The organism is Cupriavidus pauculus (assembly GCF_003854935.1).
In the GTDB taxonomy this organism is placed as follows: Bacteria; Pseudomonadota; Gammaproteobacteria; order Burkholderiales; family Burkholderiaceae; genus Cupriavidus; species Cupriavidus pauculus_C.
Window position 1 is genome coordinate 2,765,644 of record NZ_CP033969.1, and the last position, 20,314, is coordinate 2,785,957.

General features: G+C 59.0%; 13 protein-coding genes. 9 read left to right on the forward strand and 4 right to left on the reverse strand.

The genetic code is table 11. The features are described from left to right. Positions 1-29 precede the first annotated feature (29 nt). The 3 genes from EHF44_RS14260 to EHF44_RS14270 all read left to right on the forward strand — a co-directional run bounded on the left by EHF44_RS14260 (position 30) and on the right by EHF44_RS14270 (position 3,757). A complete protein-coding gene (locus EHF44_RS14260) occupies positions 30-1,367 on the forward strand; it encodes an MFS transporter (RefSeq protein ID WP_172966118.1) in 1,338 nt (445 codons plus the stop codon). A 151-nt stretch (positions 1,368-1,518) separates the two neighbouring features. Then, positions 1,519-2,949 carry an NAD-dependent succinate-semialdehyde dehydrogenase gene (locus EHF44_RS14265; RefSeq protein ID WP_043355278.1) on the forward strand — a complete coding sequence of 477 codons (1,431 nt, stop codon included), beginning with the start codon at positions 1,519-1,521 and terminating at the stop codon, positions 2,947-2,949. A gap of 112 nt (positions 2,950-3,061) precedes the next feature. After that, positions 3,062-3,757, forward strand: coding sequence for a response regulator transcription factor (locus EHF44_RS14270; RefSeq protein WP_082055154.1), 696 nt, complete (start codon positions 3,062-3,064; stop codon positions 3,755-3,757). Positions 3,758-4,714: 957 nt separating this feature from the next. Here the strand turns inward: EHF44_RS14270 and EHF44_RS14285 are convergent. From EHF44_RS14285 to EHF44_RS14300, 3 genes are all read right to left on the reverse strand, one after another. Further along, the gene (locus EHF44_RS14285; protein WP_052495065.1) at positions 4,715-5,140 is read right to left on the reverse strand and encodes a putative phosphothreonine lyase domain-containing protein; all 426 of its coding nucleotides are present in this window, start codon (positions 5,138-5,140) and stop codon (positions 4,715-4,717) included. A 143-nt stretch (positions 5,141-5,283) separates the two neighbouring features. Continuing rightward, positions 5,284-5,526 (reverse strand): excisionase family DNA-binding protein, encoded by a 243-nt coding sequence (locus EHF44_RS14290; protein ID WP_043355281.1) that lies wholly within the window; start codon positions 5,524-5,526, stop codon positions 5,284-5,286. A 468-nt stretch (positions 5,527-5,994) separates the two neighbouring features. Continuing rightward, positions 5,995-6,678: a hypothetical protein gene (locus EHF44_RS14300; RefSeq protein ID WP_043355286.1), complete on the reverse strand. Its 684-nt coding sequence runs from the start codon at positions 6,676-6,678 to the stop codon at positions 5,995-5,997. Positions 6,679-7,410: 732 nt separating this feature from the next. On the opposite strand from EHF44_RS14300, the gene EHF44_RS14310 reads away from it, so the two are divergent. The 4 genes from EHF44_RS14310 to EHF44_RS14325 all read left to right on the forward strand — a co-directional run bounded on the left by EHF44_RS14310 (position 7,411) and on the right by EHF44_RS14325 (position 16,578). Further along, positions 7,411-7,746 (forward strand): helix-turn-helix domain-containing protein, encoded by a 336-nt coding sequence (locus tag EHF44_RS14310; protein ID WP_082055155.1) that lies wholly within the window; start codon positions 7,411-7,413, stop codon positions 7,744-7,746. Between the two features lie 449 nt (positions 7,747-8,195). Beyond that, entirely contained in the window at positions 8,196-8,870 is a 675-nt protein-coding gene (locus tag EHF44_RS14315; protein ID WP_124684271.1) for a LysR substrate-binding domain-containing protein, read from the forward strand. A 116-nt stretch (positions 8,871-8,986) separates the two neighbouring features. Next, positions 8,987-12,985 (forward strand): PIN domain-containing protein, encoded by a 3,999-nt coding sequence (locus EHF44_RS14320; protein WP_043355224.1) that lies wholly within the window; start codon positions 8,987-8,989, stop codon positions 12,983-12,985. Between the two features lie 2,090 nt (positions 12,986-15,075). Next, entirely contained in the window at positions 15,076-16,578 is a 1,503-nt protein-coding gene (locus EHF44_RS14325; RefSeq protein WP_124684272.1) for a DUF1254 domain-containing protein, read from the forward strand. A 66-nt stretch (positions 16,579-16,644) separates the two neighbouring features. On the opposite strand, the gene EHF44_RS14330 is transcribed toward EHF44_RS14325, so the two are convergent. Continuing rightward, positions 16,645-17,118 carry an aminoacyl-tRNA deacylase gene (locus tag EHF44_RS14330; RefSeq protein WP_124684273.1) on the reverse strand — a complete coding sequence of 158 codons (474 nt, stop codon included), beginning with the start codon at positions 17,116-17,118 and terminating at the stop codon, positions 16,645-16,647. 268 nt (positions 17,119-17,386) lie between these two features. Here EHF44_RS14330 and katG point away from each other — a divergent pair, with 268 nt between their 5' ends. After that, positions 17,387-19,642 carry a catalase/peroxidase HPI gene (katG, locus tag EHF44_RS14335; RefSeq protein WP_124684274.1) on the forward strand — a complete coding sequence of 752 codons (2,256 nt, stop codon included), beginning with the start codon at positions 17,387-17,389 and terminating at the stop codon, positions 19,640-19,642. A gap of 113 nt (positions 19,643-19,755) precedes the next feature. Continuing rightward, positions 19,756-20,307, forward strand: a complete 552-nt coding sequence (locus EHF44_RS14340; RefSeq protein WP_124684275.1) for a GNAT family N-acetyltransferase — start codon at positions 19,756-19,758, stop codon at positions 20,305-20,307. Positions 20,308-20,314 lie beyond the last annotated feature (7 nt).

The following is a 20,314-nucleotide window of genomic DNA, read 5'->3' on the forward strand; positions in this document are numbered from 1 at the left end:
GCGCGACAACATTTTCATGAAGTGGAGACATCATGAGCACGGACAAGAAAGCCCTGCGGCGCGTTGCAGCTGCGAGCGTCATCGGCGCCATCATAGAATGGTACGACTTTTTCCTTTACGGAGTCGTCGCAAGCCTCGTCATCAACAAGTTGTATTTCCCTCCTGGGGATGCTGCGACATCGACACTTCTCGCTTACGCAACGTTCGCCGTCGGATTCGTTGCTCGGCCGTTCGGCGGGATAGTCTTCGGTCACTTCGGTGACAAAGTCGGGCGCAAGAGCATGCTGGTCATCACTTTGATGATTATGGGGCTCTCGACCGTCGCAATCGGGCTTGTACCAACCTACAACATGATTGGTTATTGGGCCCCCGGTCTTCTTCTTCTTTTCCGGGTCATCCAAGGGATTGGACTCGGTGGTGAATGGGGTGGCGCGGTCCTCATGGCGTATGAATACGCTCCTCGTGAAAGCAAAGGGTTCTATGCGAGCCTGCCGCAGATTGGACTTTCAGTTGGTGTGCTACTGTCCGCTGCCATTATCGCCTCGCTGTCCGCGCTGTTGACCGACGCTCAGTTTATGGCGTGGGGCTGGCGACTCGCGTTTGGACTGTCTTTTATCTTCGTGATGTTTGGTCTTTGGATTCGGCTCAACGTGATGGAAACGCCCGAGTTCGCGAAGGTCAAGAGCAGCCACAGCGAGACGAAGGTACCGTTCCTGGATATGTGCAAGCGTTTCCCGGGCAACATGCTGCTTGGTCTGGGTGCGCGACACATCGATGGGGTGTTCTTCAACATCTTCAGCGTCTTCACCATCAGCTATCTGACGAGTCATATCGGTATCAGCCGGAATGAAGCGCTCATTGGGGTGATGATTGGCGGCGTTGTTCTGACCATATTTATCCCAATTTTCGGACGTATCTCGGACTTTGTGGGCCGTCCGCGTCTCTACGCTTTCGCTGCGCTCATCACTGCAGCATCGGTCTATCCAGCGTTCTGGGTGTTCACGCATGCGGCGGGTAACACAATGTTGCTGTGGGCCGCCATCGCGATTCCCTACGGTGTCTTCTACGCTGCAGTCTATGGCACTGTCGCGGTCTTCCTGTGCGAGTTGTTTGACGCCAAGGTGCGGTACACAGGCATCTCGTTCGTTTATCAGTTTTCGAGCGTCACGGCTGGCGGTCTCACTCCAATCATTGCGACGGTACTTGTGACCCTCGCGGGCGGAAGCCCTTGGCTCGTTTGTGCCTACGTCGCGGGTTCAGGTGTTATGTCGTCATTGTGCGCATTCATCATCGGCCGCCGAGCGGTACGGTCAAACCTCGAGCATCAAACGGAGGATGGAGTGAACCGCCGTCGTCAGCTTTCGTAGTCGTCGCCCGGTTATCAAGTCTGCTCCTCCGCAAATCCCCACGAGCCACGAAGGCGAGGACACGGCTTTCCGGCCGATGTCCTCGTCGTTCGCGTGAGCGACCGTATCGGCAGGCTCATTTCAAAAACGGCGTTACTCTCCAGGAGCATCTGTGTATCCCGAGCTATTTCTTTACATCAATGGTGAATTTATTGGCGTCGGTGGACAGCGTAAATCAGAAGACGTCACCAATCCGGCCACACGTGAGGTGTTGGGACGTTTGCCTCACGCAACGATTGCAGACCTAGCGCATGCCGTAGCTACATCCCAATCGGCTTTCCTGAAATGGCGGAAAAGCTCGCCACTCCAACGCTCAGAAATATTGCGTCGTGCAGCATCGCTTGCTCGGGAACGTGCTGACGATATTGCGCAAGCCATTACCTTGGACCAAGGCAAACCTCTTGCGGAAGCCCGCGCCGAAGTGGTCACATGTGCTGACCACGCAGATTGGCACGCGGAAGAATGCCGCCGCATCTATGGACGTGTCATTCCTCCGCGAGACACAGCCGTCCGGCAGATAGTCGTGCGCGAGCCTGTGGGAGTTTGCGTCGCGTTCACGCCATGGAACTTCCCATTCAATCAGGCGATAAGAAAAATCACAGCTGCTATTGGTGCAGGGTGCGCCATCGTTCTCAAAGGGCCGGAAGATTCTCCCAGTGCAATTGTGGCGCTGGCGAAACTTTTTCACGACGCTGGATTGCCGCCCGGTGTCCTGAACATCGTTTGGGGTGTTCCACACGAGGTATCGGACTTTCTCATTCAACATCCGTTGGTCCGGAAGGTCTCATTTACTGGCTCCGTCGATGTGGGCAAAAAGCTAGCAGCGCTCGCTGGGCATCATATGAAGCGGGCAACCATGGAGCTTGGTGGGCATGCCCCAGTGATTGTCTGTGACGATGCGGACGTGGATTCGGCGGTACAAGTGACAATGCGGATGAAACTGCGCAACGCGGGCCAGGTGTGTGTCGCACCTACGCGACTCTTCGTTCAGTCGGGCATCTATACAAAGTTTCGAGACCAGATGATTGAGGCGTTCGAAACCGCCAGGTTGGGTCCTGGCATCGACTCTTCAACCACGATGGGACCGCTTGCTCACGCTCGACGAGTCAAGGAAATGGAGCGGTTCGTTGCTGATGCGAAAGCGCGAGGTGGGAACGTTCTAACGGGCGGGTTCGCCCCCGAGCTTGGCGGCAGCTTTTTTGCGCCAACCTTGGTGGACAATCTCGACGACACAGCCGACCTCATGCAGAAGGAGCCATTTGGGCCTATCGCGCCGCTTGCGAAGTTCGATACATTGGATGAAGCAATCGCACGGGCCAACAGTTTGCCTTTTGGACTCGCGGCGTTTGCATTCACGGAGCGCACCCGGTCGGCACATCGACTCGCGACTGAGCTTGAAGCGGGCATGGTGAATATTAATCACGCTGGCATGGCACTGCCTGAAACTCCGTTTGGTGGAATCAAAGACAGTGGGATGGGTAGCGAAGGTGGCACTGAGACTTTCGACGGGTATCTCACCACGAAGTTTGTCACTCAAGTCTGAATGTCATGCTGAACACGGTCGCGCGAGCATTTCGACGGCCTTAAAACGCGCAGGTTCGAAGGGGGCTGCGCCTTCATCCAGGGGTAGCCTTAAGTAGGTTCGAAGGGTCTCTATGCGAGTTCTGATTACCGACGGCGACAATGAAATTGCAGAAGTCGTGCGAGAAGCACTTCGGCTGTCGGGCTACGCGGTCGACAGAGTCGCTACCGGAAATCTCGCTGACACTGCGTTGCGAGCCAAATCCTTCGACCTGCTCATACTGGACTTGGATGTCGAAGGCATAAGCGGAGCACAGGTTTTGTCAAGACTGCGCTGTCGCGAGTCAAAGCTGCCCGTGCTCGCCCTCAGCGTGGTCGATACTATCGAGCGTAGAGTCGACGCACTGGACCGCGGCGCAGACGCCTTCATGGCAAAGCCGTTCTCAATCCCGGAGTTGCTTGCACGTGTTCGTGCGTTAATCAGGCGAGGAGCAAGGTGTCCGGCCGAAGAGGTGACGGTCGGCAATCTATCGTTCGACCTCATCGGCCGTACAGCGACGGTCCGTCGACAGATTTTGGATTTGACGTCGCGAGAGATAGAGGTTCTCGAAATATTCGCCACGCGGGCCGGTCGCGTGGTAACAAAGGACCAACTCGCGTCTGAACTTTCCCGACATGGAGAGGACGTAACCACAAATGCCATCGAAGTCTATGTCCATCGATTGCGCCGAAAACTTAAGACCAGTGGCGCCGCAATTACGACAGAAAAAGGCTTGGGCTACTGTCTTCAACACGGGCGACCAACTCCTTTCAGCCCTCGCGCTACGTGAGTGAGAGACCAGAGAGACGGCGTTGTCACGGCACGATGATTCTTATGTTCAAGTTCGTCGGCATGACTTGACTTCACACACGCCTTCGAGCGTTGATACGAGTCCACCTGGAGCCGGCAGAAATATGGGTGGCGTATGTCACCGACTGACCGAGCGCGCGCTTTCGGGCGAGATGCTGTGCTTGTTTTCTCGGCGCGTTCGCTAGTCATCGGTCGCACCCTGTAGCAGTTGCCGCGTGCGCTTCATGACCCAAGCCACCTCACGTTGGGAGAAGTCCCATTCGCCAGCGTCGACCTTCAATCTCACGCCTCTCTCGGCGCGAGTCAACGCCACGTCTGACGACAGACCGGAGGTAGTAATCTTTCGCGATGCGTACGCGGCTAGCTGACTAGCAAGGTCCTCGCACGCGTCATAGCGTACCCACCGTTGTTCTTCAGTGAGACTGCTTTGATAGCGTCCGTCGACTTCGCGAACGAGAAGTTTTGGTTGAACCCCGGTTACAGAACCGGGGTCCGGTTGCCTCGGAAAATCATCAGGCACATGTCGGTCTGTCATCTCGCTCTCTCTAACTGTGGCAGCTGCCGGGTCGGTGTGACCATCCGACACGCCTCGCATGTCGTCGCCCTGCGCGCGAGTTCGCTCGGCGGAGCCCGAACCGAGTTGCCAAGGTGTGGCCGCACTACGCGGTTGAATGTGATTTACGAAGACTCACAACTGAGCGTCAAGCATTTTGAGCGTCGCAGCGGCGGCGCCCTCTAAACCGACTCCATGCGACGGTTTCGTGCTCGGTTCCCGAAGGTTGATTCGAATGAGCCTCTGCGACGAGAACCGTTCGCTGAAGCGTCGTACCGTCGGTAACGCTCTGCCGGCGCCGACTTCCACAACAACAAGCTTCGACACCGCTTCTCACCTTCCATATGGGACACATCGGTTCTCGAACTAGATTGCAACGGCTGGCTATACACGTAGGTACCACTCACCAGAGCCGTAAATCCTGTTCCGTGTATCAATGTCACGCTTGTAGCCGAGTTCTTTCACGAAGCCCAGCGACTGCAGCACTTCGCGTGCGCGCATGAGGTCCTGCCTATCTGCCCAGTCTCGCGTGTAGACACAGATGACGTGCCCATCGCGACCAATGCTGCGCAGAGCGGTGGATACCTTGGCGCACATTAACTGGTTGCTCTCGATAGCGCCGCTGATTTTGTTCCATTCTTGGTCCACGTCGGCGGGGCTCACAAAGATGCACCATTTCCCAGATGCATCGGTAGATGCGAAGTCGTTGTAGCGCGGGGACTTCTTGTAGTGCCAGTTGCAACTCATGTCCTCAGACGGCTTGTCCGATTTTCTGAACAATCGTTCTTCCACACCGATTCCTTCCTTCATCGAAGCCTCCTCGCGTCCGGCGCTACTCCATCGCGGCGGCAGTTGCCTGAACCGACTATCGTACGGCCTCCATATTTATCGCCCGCCCACCTGAACATTATCATCTTGCGATTCAGACACCACTACGCTTTATTAGATTCAGCTTATTCGTCAGCTGCCGAAGCTTTGTAGGCTTTTACCGCAGCATCCTGATGCGCCTGATAAGCTAGCACTGATGCCTTCGTTAGAAACTGGTTGTTCCGAGTTTTATGGTGAAGCTTGAGTTTGCCTTGCTTGAGCAGCTTCACGACATGTGGACGGGAAACGAATAGCAGCTTCGCGGCTTCGGCGGTGGACATGAAATCGTCGGCGTCAGGCGGCGGTGGAATCTTCGCGTTCGTCGACATTTTGGGTCACCCTTTCTCAAAGCAACCGGCCTCACGCGCCTAAGTTAATCCAGGCTAGCTCACAGGCACTGCGGCGCTACGTTCGTTTCAATCCGCTTTCCGCCGCGCGGCGCGACACTGTTCCAACTCCTTGCTGAGCTCTTCTATTCGCGCTTGCATGCCTGCCGCTCGTTTCAGTAGCTGTCCGACTTCATACCAGTAGGCATATCCTAGGTCCCCGTCCTCTAAGCCCAATTCGTGGAACTTGCGAAGCGCAGTCTCAAGGTCGATACGGCTATCAGAGTTCATCTCTTCTTCCGCTGATTCTGAGGGGCGGTTGGCGCGCTCCGCGGTAGGCAAGCGTCGAAACGAAACTCCGACTAGGCTGAGAGCGAACCCGACTGCCGGCACGACCAGAAGTGTCGGAGTCGTTGAAAGTGGAGTTCAAAAGTTCTTTCATGGCCAGCAGAGGTACGAAATATTGGTCACCTATGGAAACAGTCGGGCATATTGTTCGGCGGCGGTCTTGGCTTCTTGCACTACCGGCTTAACATCCCCCGCGGATAGTCGTTGAAGCGGTGTAGCCCCACCCAACGCCTCAATCGCGGTCGTGAAGAAGTCGAACATAGACCATGGGTCGACTTTGCCGAGACCACGTATGACCTTTCTGAAGTCGTCGCGAAAAATCGTCGTCGAGAGGAAGAACGCTGGGTAAAAGGCTTCGGGACCAAAGTAGACGCGAAATACTCGCTGCGATTCAACAAGCTTAGCCAGTTTCTTTTCCGTGAGGCCTGCCGAGATGCGGAAGTCATGCATTCGGAGCACTTTGCCTTGAAGCACGAGAGGGTAGCGCTCCGGGTTCGCATTGTGGTACCTACGGGAGCGCCTATTTTCTAGCGCCTGCTTCGACTCAGCTCTAACGCGCTCGCGAAGCCTATCTTCCTCCTCGCAAAGCGCGGGGAAATCGATGCCGTAGACCGTGGCCTGGCCAACGGCCTTGCAAAGATGATTCTTGAAGAGCCGACCAAGCGCCGCATCAGGGATTTCAAGCAGTGTTTCAGCGACCTTCGGGTCGAACAAGATGGCTGCAATCACGGCGCGATGGAAGATGTGGTCCACCCATTCCTCATCGAGCGATGTTTCGTTTTCTGTAGCACGCGTAGAGCGCGGCATGGTCATTCCTTACTTAAGCGAGAGCGTTTGAGCCCGCATGGTCTCCAGACTGCGCCGGCCTTCACGGATAAGCGCGTTCTGCAGGCCGCCGCAGATTTCGAATCTCGCACGTGCTCACCCGTTTTCGAAGCTCAATACTTTCACCAGCCGTGGTCTCTCAACACGCGTACCGAATGCGACAGGCGAACACCGTCTCGTTTCTCCGTCGGCGGTCGAATACCAGTAGTTCACGACACCCTTATCGTTTCCCTCTGCCTCCTGCCACAACCCGCTTACTCGGCAGAGCGTGACGGAAGCGTCATCCTCACTACGAGCCAACAAGTGAACCGAAAAGCTAACATCGCCAAGTTGCAGTACCAATTGAATCAGCGCTTCGGCACCGTCCACCACCCAACCATCCGGGGCCGCGCAGTCCGCACCGCGAGAGGAGGCCACGACAAAGAAGTTCGGCGTGAGGTCCGTCCATCCAACGCAGCGCCACGCAAGAAGTGGCTGCATGAGCCTCTTCTTTATGGGATGTAGCTCTTCCCAACTGCTGTCAGTGAATAGCATGACACCGGCCAACAAGAGTTTTAAAGGTTGAGTTTGGCATTAGCTGCATTTTTTGAGGGACGTATTTGTTGGAGTGACCTCAGCAAAGCTGAGAGTCGGTCCGTCGACGTTGGTCGGTAGCATCATCGATTCTACGAATTACGTAGAGATTCAACAAGCGATTTCTACGATATTCGTAGAATGAAAAAACAGCAGCCAGCGTCTCTATTTGGCCGCCGGCTTCGGACCGCCCGGCGCGACGAGGATATTCCACAAGACAAACTGGGCGTCCAAATTGGACTTGATGAACATACAGCGAGCGCGCGAATTAGCCGTTACGAAACAGGCGTGCACGAACCGCCGTTTGAAATCGCTTTGAAGTTGGCGAAGGTGCTGCGTGTGCCAGCGGCATATTTTTATTGCGAAGACGAAGACCTCGCAGAAATAGTGCTGGCGTGGAGTCGCATATCAAATTCCGAGCGTAAGCGCCTTAGGCAACTGGTTGCAACAATGCTCCCCGAAGGTCTCATCAAATAGCACCACAGAAAACGAGCTGGCTCCGGAACGCTCTCATGTGCCCCGCGACTCGGGCTCAGCGCTTCCCCGTGTGCACAACTTCGCTGCCCACACCACAAGGGTGTGGACAGCCGCCTATCGGCGGTTCCGAAGTTGCACACACTCGAACGCCTGACGCGCCGGCGATGCCGGCTTGCCCTAGTTTCATTTTTTGAAAGTGAAAACGTCGACACCTGACGGTGTTCGGGGTCAGATGCGCGTCGTTCGCTTGTAGCCGGGGCAATAACGCTCATTGCTGGGGGAGCGATTTCTCGCCGTCTCAGGGCGGATAGACAAAAGGAATGTGGGGAAGTTGACTAGGTGACCACGATGGCGGATGTCCATGGGCATCAAGTTCTGAGGTGGATGTCCATACCCCCTTATGCGCGGGTGTTACGGAACTGCGTTCGGAACTGCGCCAGGAGGCAAAGATGCCAGGCCGTTCCATCCAGATCGCCGCCGGCCATACGCTCTCGTTGACGTTCTTGCCAAGGTGGTTGAAGCAGTTCCACCAACAAACCGGTGATTTCAATGCGCGAGTCGTCGCAGCGAACGTTCACGATGCCGTCGTCGCATTGGCTGAAGGCAGTTGCGACTTGATGATCGGCTATCACCATCCACTCGTGCCGATCCTGCTCGACCGCGACAAGTTCGCCGGCATCACGTTAGGCCATGAGGATTTCATCCCTGTATCTGCGCCAGACGACCGCGGCAAACCGATCTTTTCGCTGCCGGGCACGACCGACGCTCCGCTCCCGTACCTCGCGTACACGGCCACGACATTCATGGGACGCGTTGTCGATATGATCTTGAACAGCGCCGACGCACCGTACCATCTGCGTAGCTGCTACGAGGCGGACATGGCGATGTTGCTGATGAAGATGGTGGTCGAGCGATACGGCGTTGCGTGGTTACCGGTAAGCGCGGTTGCGGAGGAGATCGCAGCGGGACGCCTCGTCCAGGCGGGCCACGACACCTGGACTGCTCAATTGGAAATCAGGTGCTACCGGGCGATTGCCAACGCCAACCCTACGCTGCAAGACCTGTGGCAGTCATTGGACAATACTTCATCGTGTGAACACGTCGAAGATGATGCTCCAGTCTGAACAAGCGGCGAAGGGAAGGGGAGTCGCTGGGACCTGTTGGCAGAATGCGGGGAAGCAATGACCGCGGAATGGTTGCAAGGGTCATCCGTCGACACAGAACTAGAAAGGCCTACAGAATGCGCGCGTTCGAGATCGAGATCTCAAAGCCAACGAATGCTGACAGCTTCGAAAACATGTGCACGGATGTCTACGGTGTCGTGTTCGACGATCCGACTCCAAAGAGGAACGGCAGATCAGGGCAGAAGCAGGGCGGTGTAGACATTTTCGTTACATCAAGAGCCGGTCGAATTGGCATCCAGTGCAAGCGGTATGTCGATGGCGGGGTGACCACCAAGACAATTGATGATGAGGTTGCCGCGGCCGACGCGGCGGGTTGGAAGATTGTCCGCCTCATAATTGCCACGACAGCTGCAAGCGACACGGCGCTCGTCAAGCACGCACAGGAAGTCAGCGACCTTCGGCAGGCCAATGGCCAATTCTTGGTCGAAGTGGAATCGTGGACCGAGATATGCAACCACATCCAACGATACGACGCATTGCATCCGAAATACTCCCCAAACAGCGCGGGCGGTGCCATTGCGGTGCTACGTGAGCAGGGAGAAAGGACTGGGGCGCAGATCGCTGCCATGCCTGCGACGATGGAAGCAACATTCAAGGCGGCACTATTGCAGATGTTGCCTACAGGTCGGACAGATTCACCGAATGGGCTTGTGACGAGGCAGCTTGACAAGGTGAACGACCTGCTGCGCGGCCTGAAATTTCAGGCTGCGCAGGAGTTGCTTGCCACTCTCGAAACCGAGATCGCGAGCTTCGACAGACATCAGAAGGCGCGCTGGACTCTTCAGAATGGCATTGCACACTGGCAACAGAATCGTGAGGAGGTCGCTGCTGAGTGGTTTCTACGTGCCTATGACCTGTTTTGGGATGACGAGCGCATCGCCGCTAACAAAATCCGAGCGCATATCATCCAGGGAGACCTCAAGCTTGCCAACGCTGAAGGGGCACGCCTGCTAGGCCTATTCCCGCTTTCGCTCCATGTTTGGCTAGCGGCTACCAATGCTCGAATCTGCGAGAACGAGGACTTGACGGAAGCCGAATTGCCGGCGCGCTTCAGAGAAGAAGCAGATGCGCTGCAAATGATGGCCTACGCCTTTTATCGGCAACAGAGCGACTTGGCGGTAACCTACGCACGGCGAGCTTTACGCGCAAAGGATGCAGGCCTTTTCACCCGCAAAGGGGCCGCAGGCATCATCGTTAGCGTCGCAGGAAAGGACGGGATTTCCGCGGACTTCGACGCCTACGCCGAAGATTTGCGTGAGGGTCTCGATGAGGTAATCGCCGCGTTCGAGCCTGCGGCAACAGAACTATGGCGGATCGAAAATAGCCAGCACAGGGCCGAAGCTGCCTCGCACGTGGCGCTTGCCCACATGCTAACCGGCAAGCCTGGCGTGGCGCTCGCCATATGCGAGCGAATCGAAACGGAAATTCCTGAGTATGCCGATAACGTGGCCGCCCTACACATCGGATCCTTGCTCTTCCTCCGCCGGCACGAGGATCTTGTTAAATTTTCCATAGCCCACCTCAATGCGCTGGACGAAGACGGATTGCTCCTTGCGGCCGAAACGGCCGCAAACCGAGGCGAGTCCGAGGCATTTGCTCGCATCACTCACGCATTGCGCGAGCATGCGCCGGACGAGAAACCGGTTGTCAAGCTGCTTGAAATGGTGTGCGCGTGCAACTCCGGCCAATCCGAAAAGGTGGTCAAGGAAGTCAGTGAGACGCCCGCTGATGGCCTTGATCTGATTACACTCAGCGCCTTTGCGGGGCTGATGCTCAATGCCGGCCGTGACAGCGAAGCGCTCCGGTTTGTCGAGGTCATAAAGAAGCGAGTCTCCACCCATTCGAGTTCGCGCGAGCGTCTGATCGTCGCGGATATTTTGATTCGCGCCGATCAGTTCTCCGACGCCGTCGGCCTCTTGGAGTCGGTGGACCCCAGCGGCCGCAGCCTACCAATTCAGACGCGACGACTGCGTGCCCTATTGTTTGGTGGGTACCGGCGAAAGTCAAAAGACCTCCTGGAAAAAGTGCCACCCGAATGGCTTTCAGATGACGCCTTCCGCCGCCTAGCGATGGGCGTCGCACAAGAAGCCAATGACTGGAGCCAGCTCGAACTGCTTGCGAGACTGCATCGCGAGGCCCATCCAGAGCGGGCGGAAGCATGGGTCTTTTGGTACCAAGTTGTTCTTCATACCAGACCACCCGCACAAATCCGAAACGCCTTCAGCGAGGCGCCCGAGCGTCTTACGGGGACCCTGAAGCAGATCGCGCACTTGGCGGCGGCAGAGTTGCAGTATGGCAAGCCAGAGGTCGGGTACGCGCGGCTTTATCGCATGTTCCGCTCGAACATGGACGACGTCAGTGCCGCCTCCTCCTATCTAATGGGAGTTTTGATCGGTCACCGAGCCAGACACGGTAGAACACACTTTCCGGAGGTGAGGCCTGGCTCCATGGTGACGCTTGAGGGCGCGGACAGGAGCATCGTAAAAATCGTGATCGATCCTGCAGGCATGACGGATCTGCCGAAATCTGCGAGATTCCTTGCTGCGGACAGCCCGCTGGCGAAAACGATGCTAGGACTGGCATGCGGCGACACCGTTGACATCGAGGGAACGTTCGATGTTCGCAATTTCACGATTCGTGAGATCAGTGATGCTCATCAAGGACTGGGCGAGTACGCGCACGAACTCTTGTCGAAATCGCTAGAACCCGCGCCTGGTCTGCAGCTCTTCAGCCTGACCGAGAAAGAGGATGGGAACCTGGATGTCTCGCCCATCCATGACCGACTCAAGGCGCAAACGCAACGTAGCAAATCGGTAATGGAGCAATACGCCGAGAGCAAGCTTCCGCTTGGCTTGTGTGCGCAAATGCTCGGCGCCGACGGCATGCAAATGGTCTTCAGTTGGGACCAGCGCAACCCTCCGCTCGCAAGTGGTGTCACCACAGCGCCAGAGCTTGAGGCCGCAAGTGCATTGTTGCTCGACCAATCGTTCCCCGTTGTGATGGACGCGCTCACGCTGGCTGAACTTGTCCGCTTTGGACAGGGTGATCTTCTCTCAGTGTTGCCACGGGTGTATGTTTGCCGGGGGACCTACGATCGATTCAAACAAGCGGAAGTCGAGGCGTTGGATTCTCGCGCAGAGGGACATGCGGCCGATATAGATGGGCAGTTCGCATTCTTGCCTATCACGGAAGAGGCTCGCAAGTGGAAGGCAAGCCAATATACCGAAGCATTGAGGCTAATGGACGAACACTGCGAAGTTTGCCCGGTGTATGGGCCGGAGCAAATGCCTCACGAACTCATCCTTCTAAAGGATCTTCTCGATACAGATACCTATGACGCGCTCGCGTTGTGCCTCGAAAAGGGGGCAGCCTTGTTCTCGGTGGATGAACGCCTTAGGAACTGGGTCTATGGAGTGTTTGGTATCAAGGGTGTGTTCCCCTATCTCGTGGCGATGAAGGGCTTGCAGGACGGCAAGATCTCACGTGGTGATCACGCAGAGTTCGCCCTCAACTCGGCGCTGCACAATCGCACCGTTTTCGCCCTTCATGCAGATGACGTCTTTTGGGGACTCCAGCAGCCGCAGATGGCGGCGCGGACGCTTGAATTTGTTGCCACCCACCTCGCAACCGCGCTCAATCGCCGGTACGCGATCGGCCTAGCGCGCGACCTGATTCAAGGAATGCCAAACGTGTCCATGCAGTACGGCGCAGTTGTAGAGTTCGTGAAATTTATCGCCAATGGCTTGTTTCGCAGAAAGGATAACGTCACAGGAATGCGCGAGGGCTTTGCCCGATGGTTGCGGCAAGTAGCGGACATGTTGTTTGCTTATACCTCGCCGTATCCCGCTACACGAGAGATTCCCAGGGAAGACAAGGCTGAATTTCTCAACGTGCTGGAGCATGGCTTAGAAACGGGAATTGCATTGGCCGGGGAGGGCGGCGCGATAGAGCCGCCCGCGATCGGAGCGCTCTATTGCAGAACCGGCTTCGTCGTTCATCAGCCAAATGCGAAAGCGCTCACAAACGTCACGGTGTCACCGGCAACGGCAAGCTAATAGGACGGCGACGGGTCAACGCGTAGGGCAGGGCAGGCCAGCTTTCGTCGCATCACCTATACGTTGCGCATGAATGACGCACGTGCATTTGGCAATCCGCTGATATCGTGGCAGCAATGCGTGGCTAGTAGTCAATCATAAGCGTTCTGCTCGCGTCCACCGACGCTTTGCCGTGACCGCCAGGCAATTGGCTGCCTTGGCAGTGCGGCCCATCTTCAGGCTATCGGCGGCAGTTGGAATCTGCCCCCGTCTGCGAGATAGATGAAGCCCTGCTTCGCGATGGCATAATGGAAGCAGGCCTAGCCTACGAGGCCACCCCAATGTCTCATTGGTGGCCGCCAAAAGCCCGCGCAAGCGGGCTTTTGTTCGTCTCTATGGCTCAGAATTGCGCTGAAGGCGAACCTGAGCACTCGAGCGTGGCGCGATGTGTGAACGAGAAATAGCAGTTAGAGGATTTTCAGATTCAGCGCTAGTTGGCGGCGGCACAACACTCCACAGGCTCGTATAGCCGGTAACCCAGCCAGTGACAACGATGCCGAGACTATTCGCGTATCCATATGCCGAATGGTGGTGCCCTGGGCGGGTGCAGCGGTGCCGATATGCCGTAAGCTAAGCACTCATCCTTGGGATTGCGTAGACATTTTGCCGAGAATCTACGTTCATTCGACGATACGTGACCCTCAACCAATGGGGAGTTGCCTTCCTAAAACGGGCAGCTTCATCCGGATTTTTGTGTTCGATCCTGTCGGCAACGAGGTTCACGGCGTTTTTTACTATTCCATAGATTGAGTCCCGGCCTAAAGGAACAGCTTGCTCGTCTCCGTGGAGCCGGGATACCAAGGGCGTTGCTGACGGAGGAGGAGGAATGTGGATACCACGTGCCGCCAAGTATCTGTAAATGGCATACTTGGCCGAAGGATTCAGGACAATCTTCCTTGCCTGCTGCCCGCTCGCGTTCCTTAAAGAAAGCGACCACGTTTCATCTCCGGAGCTTGGTGACTTGTAGCAAAACAAATCGGACAGGCGGATACAGGCCAACTCCTCCCCGCGGATGCCAGTGTTTCCCATGAACCGAATTACGAAGAGCATCCGCTCGGCCTCGTCATGCGCTGGATGTCCGACTGGAAACTTCTCGCACTCTAACTCGAGCTCTCGGAGTAATCGAACAAACGACAAAAGGGGCAGGGATCTCGAGGGCTTTGTGGATCCCATGGCACTTTTCTTCCGACGGATTCGTCGCTCGCGGAAGAGGTTATATTGGATGTGCCGGAAATCGACCAGAAACGAAAATAAACTTTCCAAGACGCGAAATGCGAATGAGCAGCTCGCGTCCGACAAAGCTCCCTCGAACGGCCGCCAATCTCCGGCAGTACGACGCCGATTGCGCATTCCGCACCAGGAGTCTGGAGGATCCCGGAGAAATGCATCATAGAAGTCTAGGTCTGACGGGGTGATTTCGGCCAACAGCTTTCGATCGATGAAGAGCGCCCAGCAGTAAAACCTATGGACTTCCTTCTCATAGGCACGCTCCGTAGCATGGGTAGCAAATCCAGACAGCCACTGCAGTACAGTCCCCAGCTCCTGATACGCGCCATCATGTAAAGCGCGATCGACGGGATCGCAAGGATGCCCTGGTTGGCATAGAGTTCGGAGATCCCTCAGGGAAGAAGGAAACGGTGAGATGCTTAGCCCATCTTCTTGAGCGGCCATGTAAACTCCTGCGGCACGTATGCGTTGGACATCATCGCACGGGTCGAAGGCATTCGGCCGATAACAAAACTGTGGGCAGTAAGGGATGCAAATGAAAAAGTATGTTTGTTTTGGCGCGTATGAGCCGAAGAGCATTCGGACACGTATTTACGTCGCGATCAAACATAGTTTTGCGTCTTTCGACTGGGAAAACCAGAGTCGGCCGTCGTTATCCATCTTTCATTTAACATAAGATAGATTGTTCCTCTGACACCTGTCTGTCGCCAACCCCATCCCAGCCACTTAACGCAGCCCCCGAAAACATTCAATACGGCACCCCGATCCGCGGCGACGCTGGCGCCTTATGCTGCATGGGCCATTCATCGCAGCAAAGGAAACGTATGTCGACACGTCTGTTGTTCATCGGCGCCCTGATCTGGCTGGTGTCGTTGCCAGTCCTGGCGCAGGCACCGCGCTACGCGGCCAGTGTGCCGCCCGATATCGTGACGCCGTCCCGCGTGGACACGCGGATCGGGCCGCTGGAGTTCTTCGATGGCCTGCCCAACGACGCCACGGTCCAGAAGGTCTACGACCAGCTTGATTTCTCGCGCGGCATCCAGGCGTTCCTGTCCGGCATCCCGGCCGCTTCGCTGCAGGCCATGTGCACCGGGCTGCGCGAGGCCGGCGTCACGCCGAACCAGGCCATCGGCATCACCGAGAACCTGATGGACGCCCGGTCGCTGTTCCTGACGCCCAACGCCACCACGGTCTACAACTTCTTCTGCATCGATCTCAAGGACGGCCCGGTGGTGGTGGAAATCCCGCCCAACGCGCTGGGGCCGGTGGACGATGCCTATTTCCGCTTCGTGACCGACGTCGGGCTGACCGGCCCGGATCAGGGCAAAGGCGGCAAGTACCTGTTTGTGCCGCCCGACTACAAGGGCCCGCTGCCGGACAGCGGCTACTTCATCACCAGATCGCCCACCTATATCAACTGGATCCTGTGCCGCGTGTTTGTCGAGCACGACGACGTGGCCGCGGCCGTGAAGCTGGTCAAGGACCGCGCCCGCGTCTATCCGCTGGCGGCCGCCGCCAAGCCGCCGCCGACGAAGTTCGTGAACCTGTCGGGCAAGAAATTCAACACGATCCATGCCAACGATTTCCGTTTCTTCGAGGAAATCGACGCGGTCATCCAGCACGAGCCAGCCGACGCATTCGATCCGGAGATCGTCGGCCTGTTTGCCTCGATTGGCATCAAGAAAGGCCAGCCGTTCCGGCCCGATGCCCGCATGAAGGCGCTGCTGGTGGATGCCGTGGCGGTGGGCAATGCGTCGGCGCGGGCCATCCTGTTCGCGTCGCGCGACCCGCGGCTCAAGTTCTTCCCGGACCGCCAATGGGGCAACGGCTTTATCGGCAACAGCTACCAGTTCCTGGATCACGGCGAGCGGATGCTCGACGCCCGCACGCTGTTCCACTACGCCGCCACCGGCATCACGCCGGCCATGGCGGCCGCCAAGCCCGGTACTGGCTCGGCCTACGCGTTCGCCGTGCGCGACGCGCGCGGGACCTACCTGGACGGCGGCAAGACCTACCGGATCACCCTGCCCGGCCCCGTGCCGGCCCGGCAGTTCTGGTCGTTCACGGTCTACGACGCACAGACCCGCTCGATGCTCGAAACCGACCAGAAGGCGGCCGGCATCGACAGCCACAGCAAGGGCCTGAAGGCGGGCCCCGATGGCTCTTACACGATCTGGTTCGGCCCGAAGGCGCCGCCGGGCCAGGCGTCGAACTGGGTGCAGACGCGGCCGGGCAAGAGCTGGCAGGTGATCCTGCGGCTGTACGGGCCGCTGGAGCCGTGGTTCGACAAGACGTGGAAACCGGGCGACCTGGAGCCCGTGGAATAGACGCAAGCCGGCCGCGCCATTGGACCTTGGTCCCATGGCGCGGCCCGTCGCGGGCAACGGCCCGCGCTACATCACACGATGGGCAAACCGCCCTCGCCTCGCGTCCGCCATGAGCCGCGCGAAGTCGTCGACGCGCATGTGCACCAGCGCGTCGCGGTCACCCGATTCGAAATAGACGTCGTCGTGCGCCAGCAGGCTTTCGTCGATCCACGTTTGCGTGCCATAGGCCGTGCCGACTGGCGGCAGCGCGCGCGGATCGCAGTCGCGGAACACCTCGCGCACCCCTTCCGCATGGGCCCGGCCCAGTTCGCGGCCGGTCTGCCTGCGCAGCTCGGCCAGTTTCAGGTGGTGGCTGGCGGGGATGACGGCGGTCAGGTAGCCGCGTTCGTCCTCGAACAGGACAGTGCGCGCCAGGCGGTCCTGGGGCACGGCTGGCGCCGTGGACGGGGCCGCTTCGCGGATGTCGCCGGGGCGCCTGACCGTGTCGAAATGGCTTTCGTTGCGGCTCAGGCATCTCGCGAGCCTGACTGACATGGTCATGATCGCACCCTCCGCGCGCGTGGCGCTGTCGTTCTGAGTACCGCAACTATAGGTCATGCACCGGGGGGATCAGGTCGGGCTAACCCGAATCGCGATGCCTTTCGCGTCATAGCGTTGCCCTATCGCGGCGATTGCAAAGCTCTCATGTTTTTGCCATGGGCTCTCGCCTATATTTCTCGTGCGACAGGACCTGACCAACGCAGGGCCGCGTGGAAGTGTTGACGCGAGAAAGACTAGAACTACCGATGGTTCCCCCAAAGGAGAGAGCATGTCTAACGAAAAGTGTCCCTTCAACCATGCCGCGGGCGGCGGCACCACCAATGCGGACTGGTGGCCGAAGCAGCTCAGGCTGGACTTGCTCAGCCAGCACTCGGACAAATCCAATCCGCTGGAGAAGGGTTTCAACTACGCCGAGGCCTTCAAGAGCCTCGACTTCGCCGCGCTGAAGAAGGACCTGGCCGACGTAATGACCGACTCACAGGACTGGTGGCCGGCCGACTTTGGCCACTATGGCCCGCTGTTCATCCGGATGGCCTGGCACAGCGCCGGCACCTACCGCATCGGCGACGGCCGTGGGGGTGGCGGCCGCGGCCAGCAGCGCTTTGCACCGCTCAACAGCTGGCCGGACAACGTCAGCCTGGACAAGGCGCGCCGGCTGCTCTGGCCGGTCAAGCAGAAGTACGGCCAGAAGATTTCCTGGGCCGACCTGATGATCCTGGCCGGCAACGTGGCGCTGGAAACGATGGGCTTCAAGACCTTCGGCTACGGTGGCGGGCGCGAGGACACCTGGGAACCGGATCAGGACGTCTACTGGGGCAACGAGAAGACCTGGCTGGGCGGCGACGTGCGCTACGGCAAGGGCGCGGCGGGCAATGACGACGACGGCGGCGTGCTGGTCGCCGATGCCGAGAAGCACGGCGAGGAAGTGAGCCGCACCGATCCCGGCCGCAACCTGGAGAATCCGCTCGGCGCCGTCCAGATGGGCCTGATCTACGTCAATCCGGAAGGCCCGGACGGCAACCCAGACCCGCTCGCGGCGGCCTATGACATCCGCGATACGTTCGGCCGCATGGCGATGGACGACGAGGAAACCGTGGCCCTGATCGCCGGCGGCCACACCTTCGGCAAGACCCATGGCGCCGCGGCGGCCAGCAATGTCGGCCCCGAGCCCGAGGCGGCCGACCTGGAACTGCAGGGCTTTGGCTGGCGCAACCAGTTCGGCACCGGCAAGGGCCCGGACACCATCACCAGCGGCCTGGAAGTGACGTGGAGCAACACGCCCACGCAGTGGGGCCAGGGCTTCTGGGAAAACCTGTTCAATTTCGAGTACGAGCTGACCAAGAGCCCGGCCGGCGCCAACCAGTGGGTGGCCAAGGACGCGCCCGAGACGGTGCCGCACGCATACGACCCGTCGAAGAAGCTCAAGCCGACCATGCTGACCACGGACCTGTCGCTGCGCTTCGACCCGATCTACGAGAAGATCTCGCGCCGCTTCAAGGACGACCCGCAGGCGTTTGCCGATGCCTTCGCCCGTGCGTGGTTCAAGCTGACCCATCGCGACATGGGGCCCATCGAGCGCTACCTGGGCCCGGAAGTCCCGCAGGAGGAACTGCTCTGGCAGGACCCGATCCCGAAGGTGGACCACCCGCTGGTCGACGACAACGACATTGCCGCGCTCAAGCAGAAAGTGCTGGCTTCGGGGCTGTCGATCGGGGAACTGGTCAAGACCGCCTGGGCGGCCGCGTCGACGTTCCGCGGCTCGGACAAGCGCGGCGGCGCCAACGGCGGCCGGATCCGGCTGGCCCCGCAGAAGGACTGGGCCGTCAACGAGCCGGACAAGCTGGCCAAGGTGCTGGAAACGCTGGCGGGCATCCAGAAAGACTTCAACGGGTCACAATCGGGCGGCAAGCAGGTCTCGATGGCGGACCTGATCGTACTGGCGGGCGGCGCGGCCATCGAGAAGGCGGCCGAGAAGGCGGGCAAGACGCTGAAGGTACCGTTCTCGCCGGGCCGCATGGATGCGTCGCAGGAGAAGACCGACGTGAAGTCGATGGGCGCGATGGAGCCCACCGCCGACGCGTTCCGCAACTACATCAACCCGCGCGTGCGCGTGCCGGCCGAGCACATGATGATCGACCGCGCCCAGTTGCTGACGCTGACCGCGCCCGAGATGACGGTGCTGATCGGCGGGCTGCGGGTGCTCAACGTCCATCACGGCAAGGATGCGCACGGCGTGCTGACGGACCGGCCCGAAACGCTGACCAACGACTTCTTCCGCAACCTGCTCGACATGTCGCTGGAATGGACGCCGCTGTCGCGCGACGTGTTCGAAGGCGCCGACCGCAAGACCGGCGCGGTCAAGTGGACGGGCTCGCGCGTGGACCTGGTCTTCGGCTCGCACGCGCAACTGCGCGCGCTGTCGGAGGTCTATGCCAGCGACGACGGCGCCGACAAGTTCTATACGGACTTCGTCGCCGCCTGGTCCAAGGTGATGGACCTGGACCGCTTCGACCTGCGCAAGTGACGTAGCCGGACGCGTCTTGTGCCCCCCTGGGGCGCCGCAGCGGTACGCGGCGCCCTTTGCCCTTCCCTGCCCCGTTGCCTACCATGACAGGACCTTAGTCCGCGGGCCCTGCCATGCCGCAAGCCACCGTTTCACACACGCCGACCGTGCCCTATCTGCCGATGCAGGTAATCCTGCGCAACGGGCAGGTGATCGTCGTGCGCCAGATCCGCGAGGACGACAAGGCCGGCGTGCTCGAAGCCTTCCACGCACTGTCCGAGGATTCGCGCTACACGCGCTTCATGGCCGCGATCAAGGACCTGCCGGACGCCCTGCTGGACGACGTGGTCCACCCGGAGCCGGGCAGCGAATGCACGCTGGCCGCCGTGGACGGCACGGACGGCGTGGGGGCCCATCTGGTTGGCGGCGCGCGCTACGTGGCGCTGCCGGGCCGCGACGCCTGCGAATTTGCCGTTACCGTGCTCGACGGCTGGCAAGGCACCGGGCTGGGCCGGGTGCTGCTGCAAACGCTGATCGAATTCGCGCGCGCCGCCGGGTTCGGCACCATCGAAGGCTACGTGCTGGCATCGAACACCGGCATGCGGCGGCTGGCGCATCGGCTGGGCTTTGCCGATACGCCCTGCCCGGACGACCCGTCGCAGCGCGTCGTCCACCTGTCGCTCTGACGGCCCA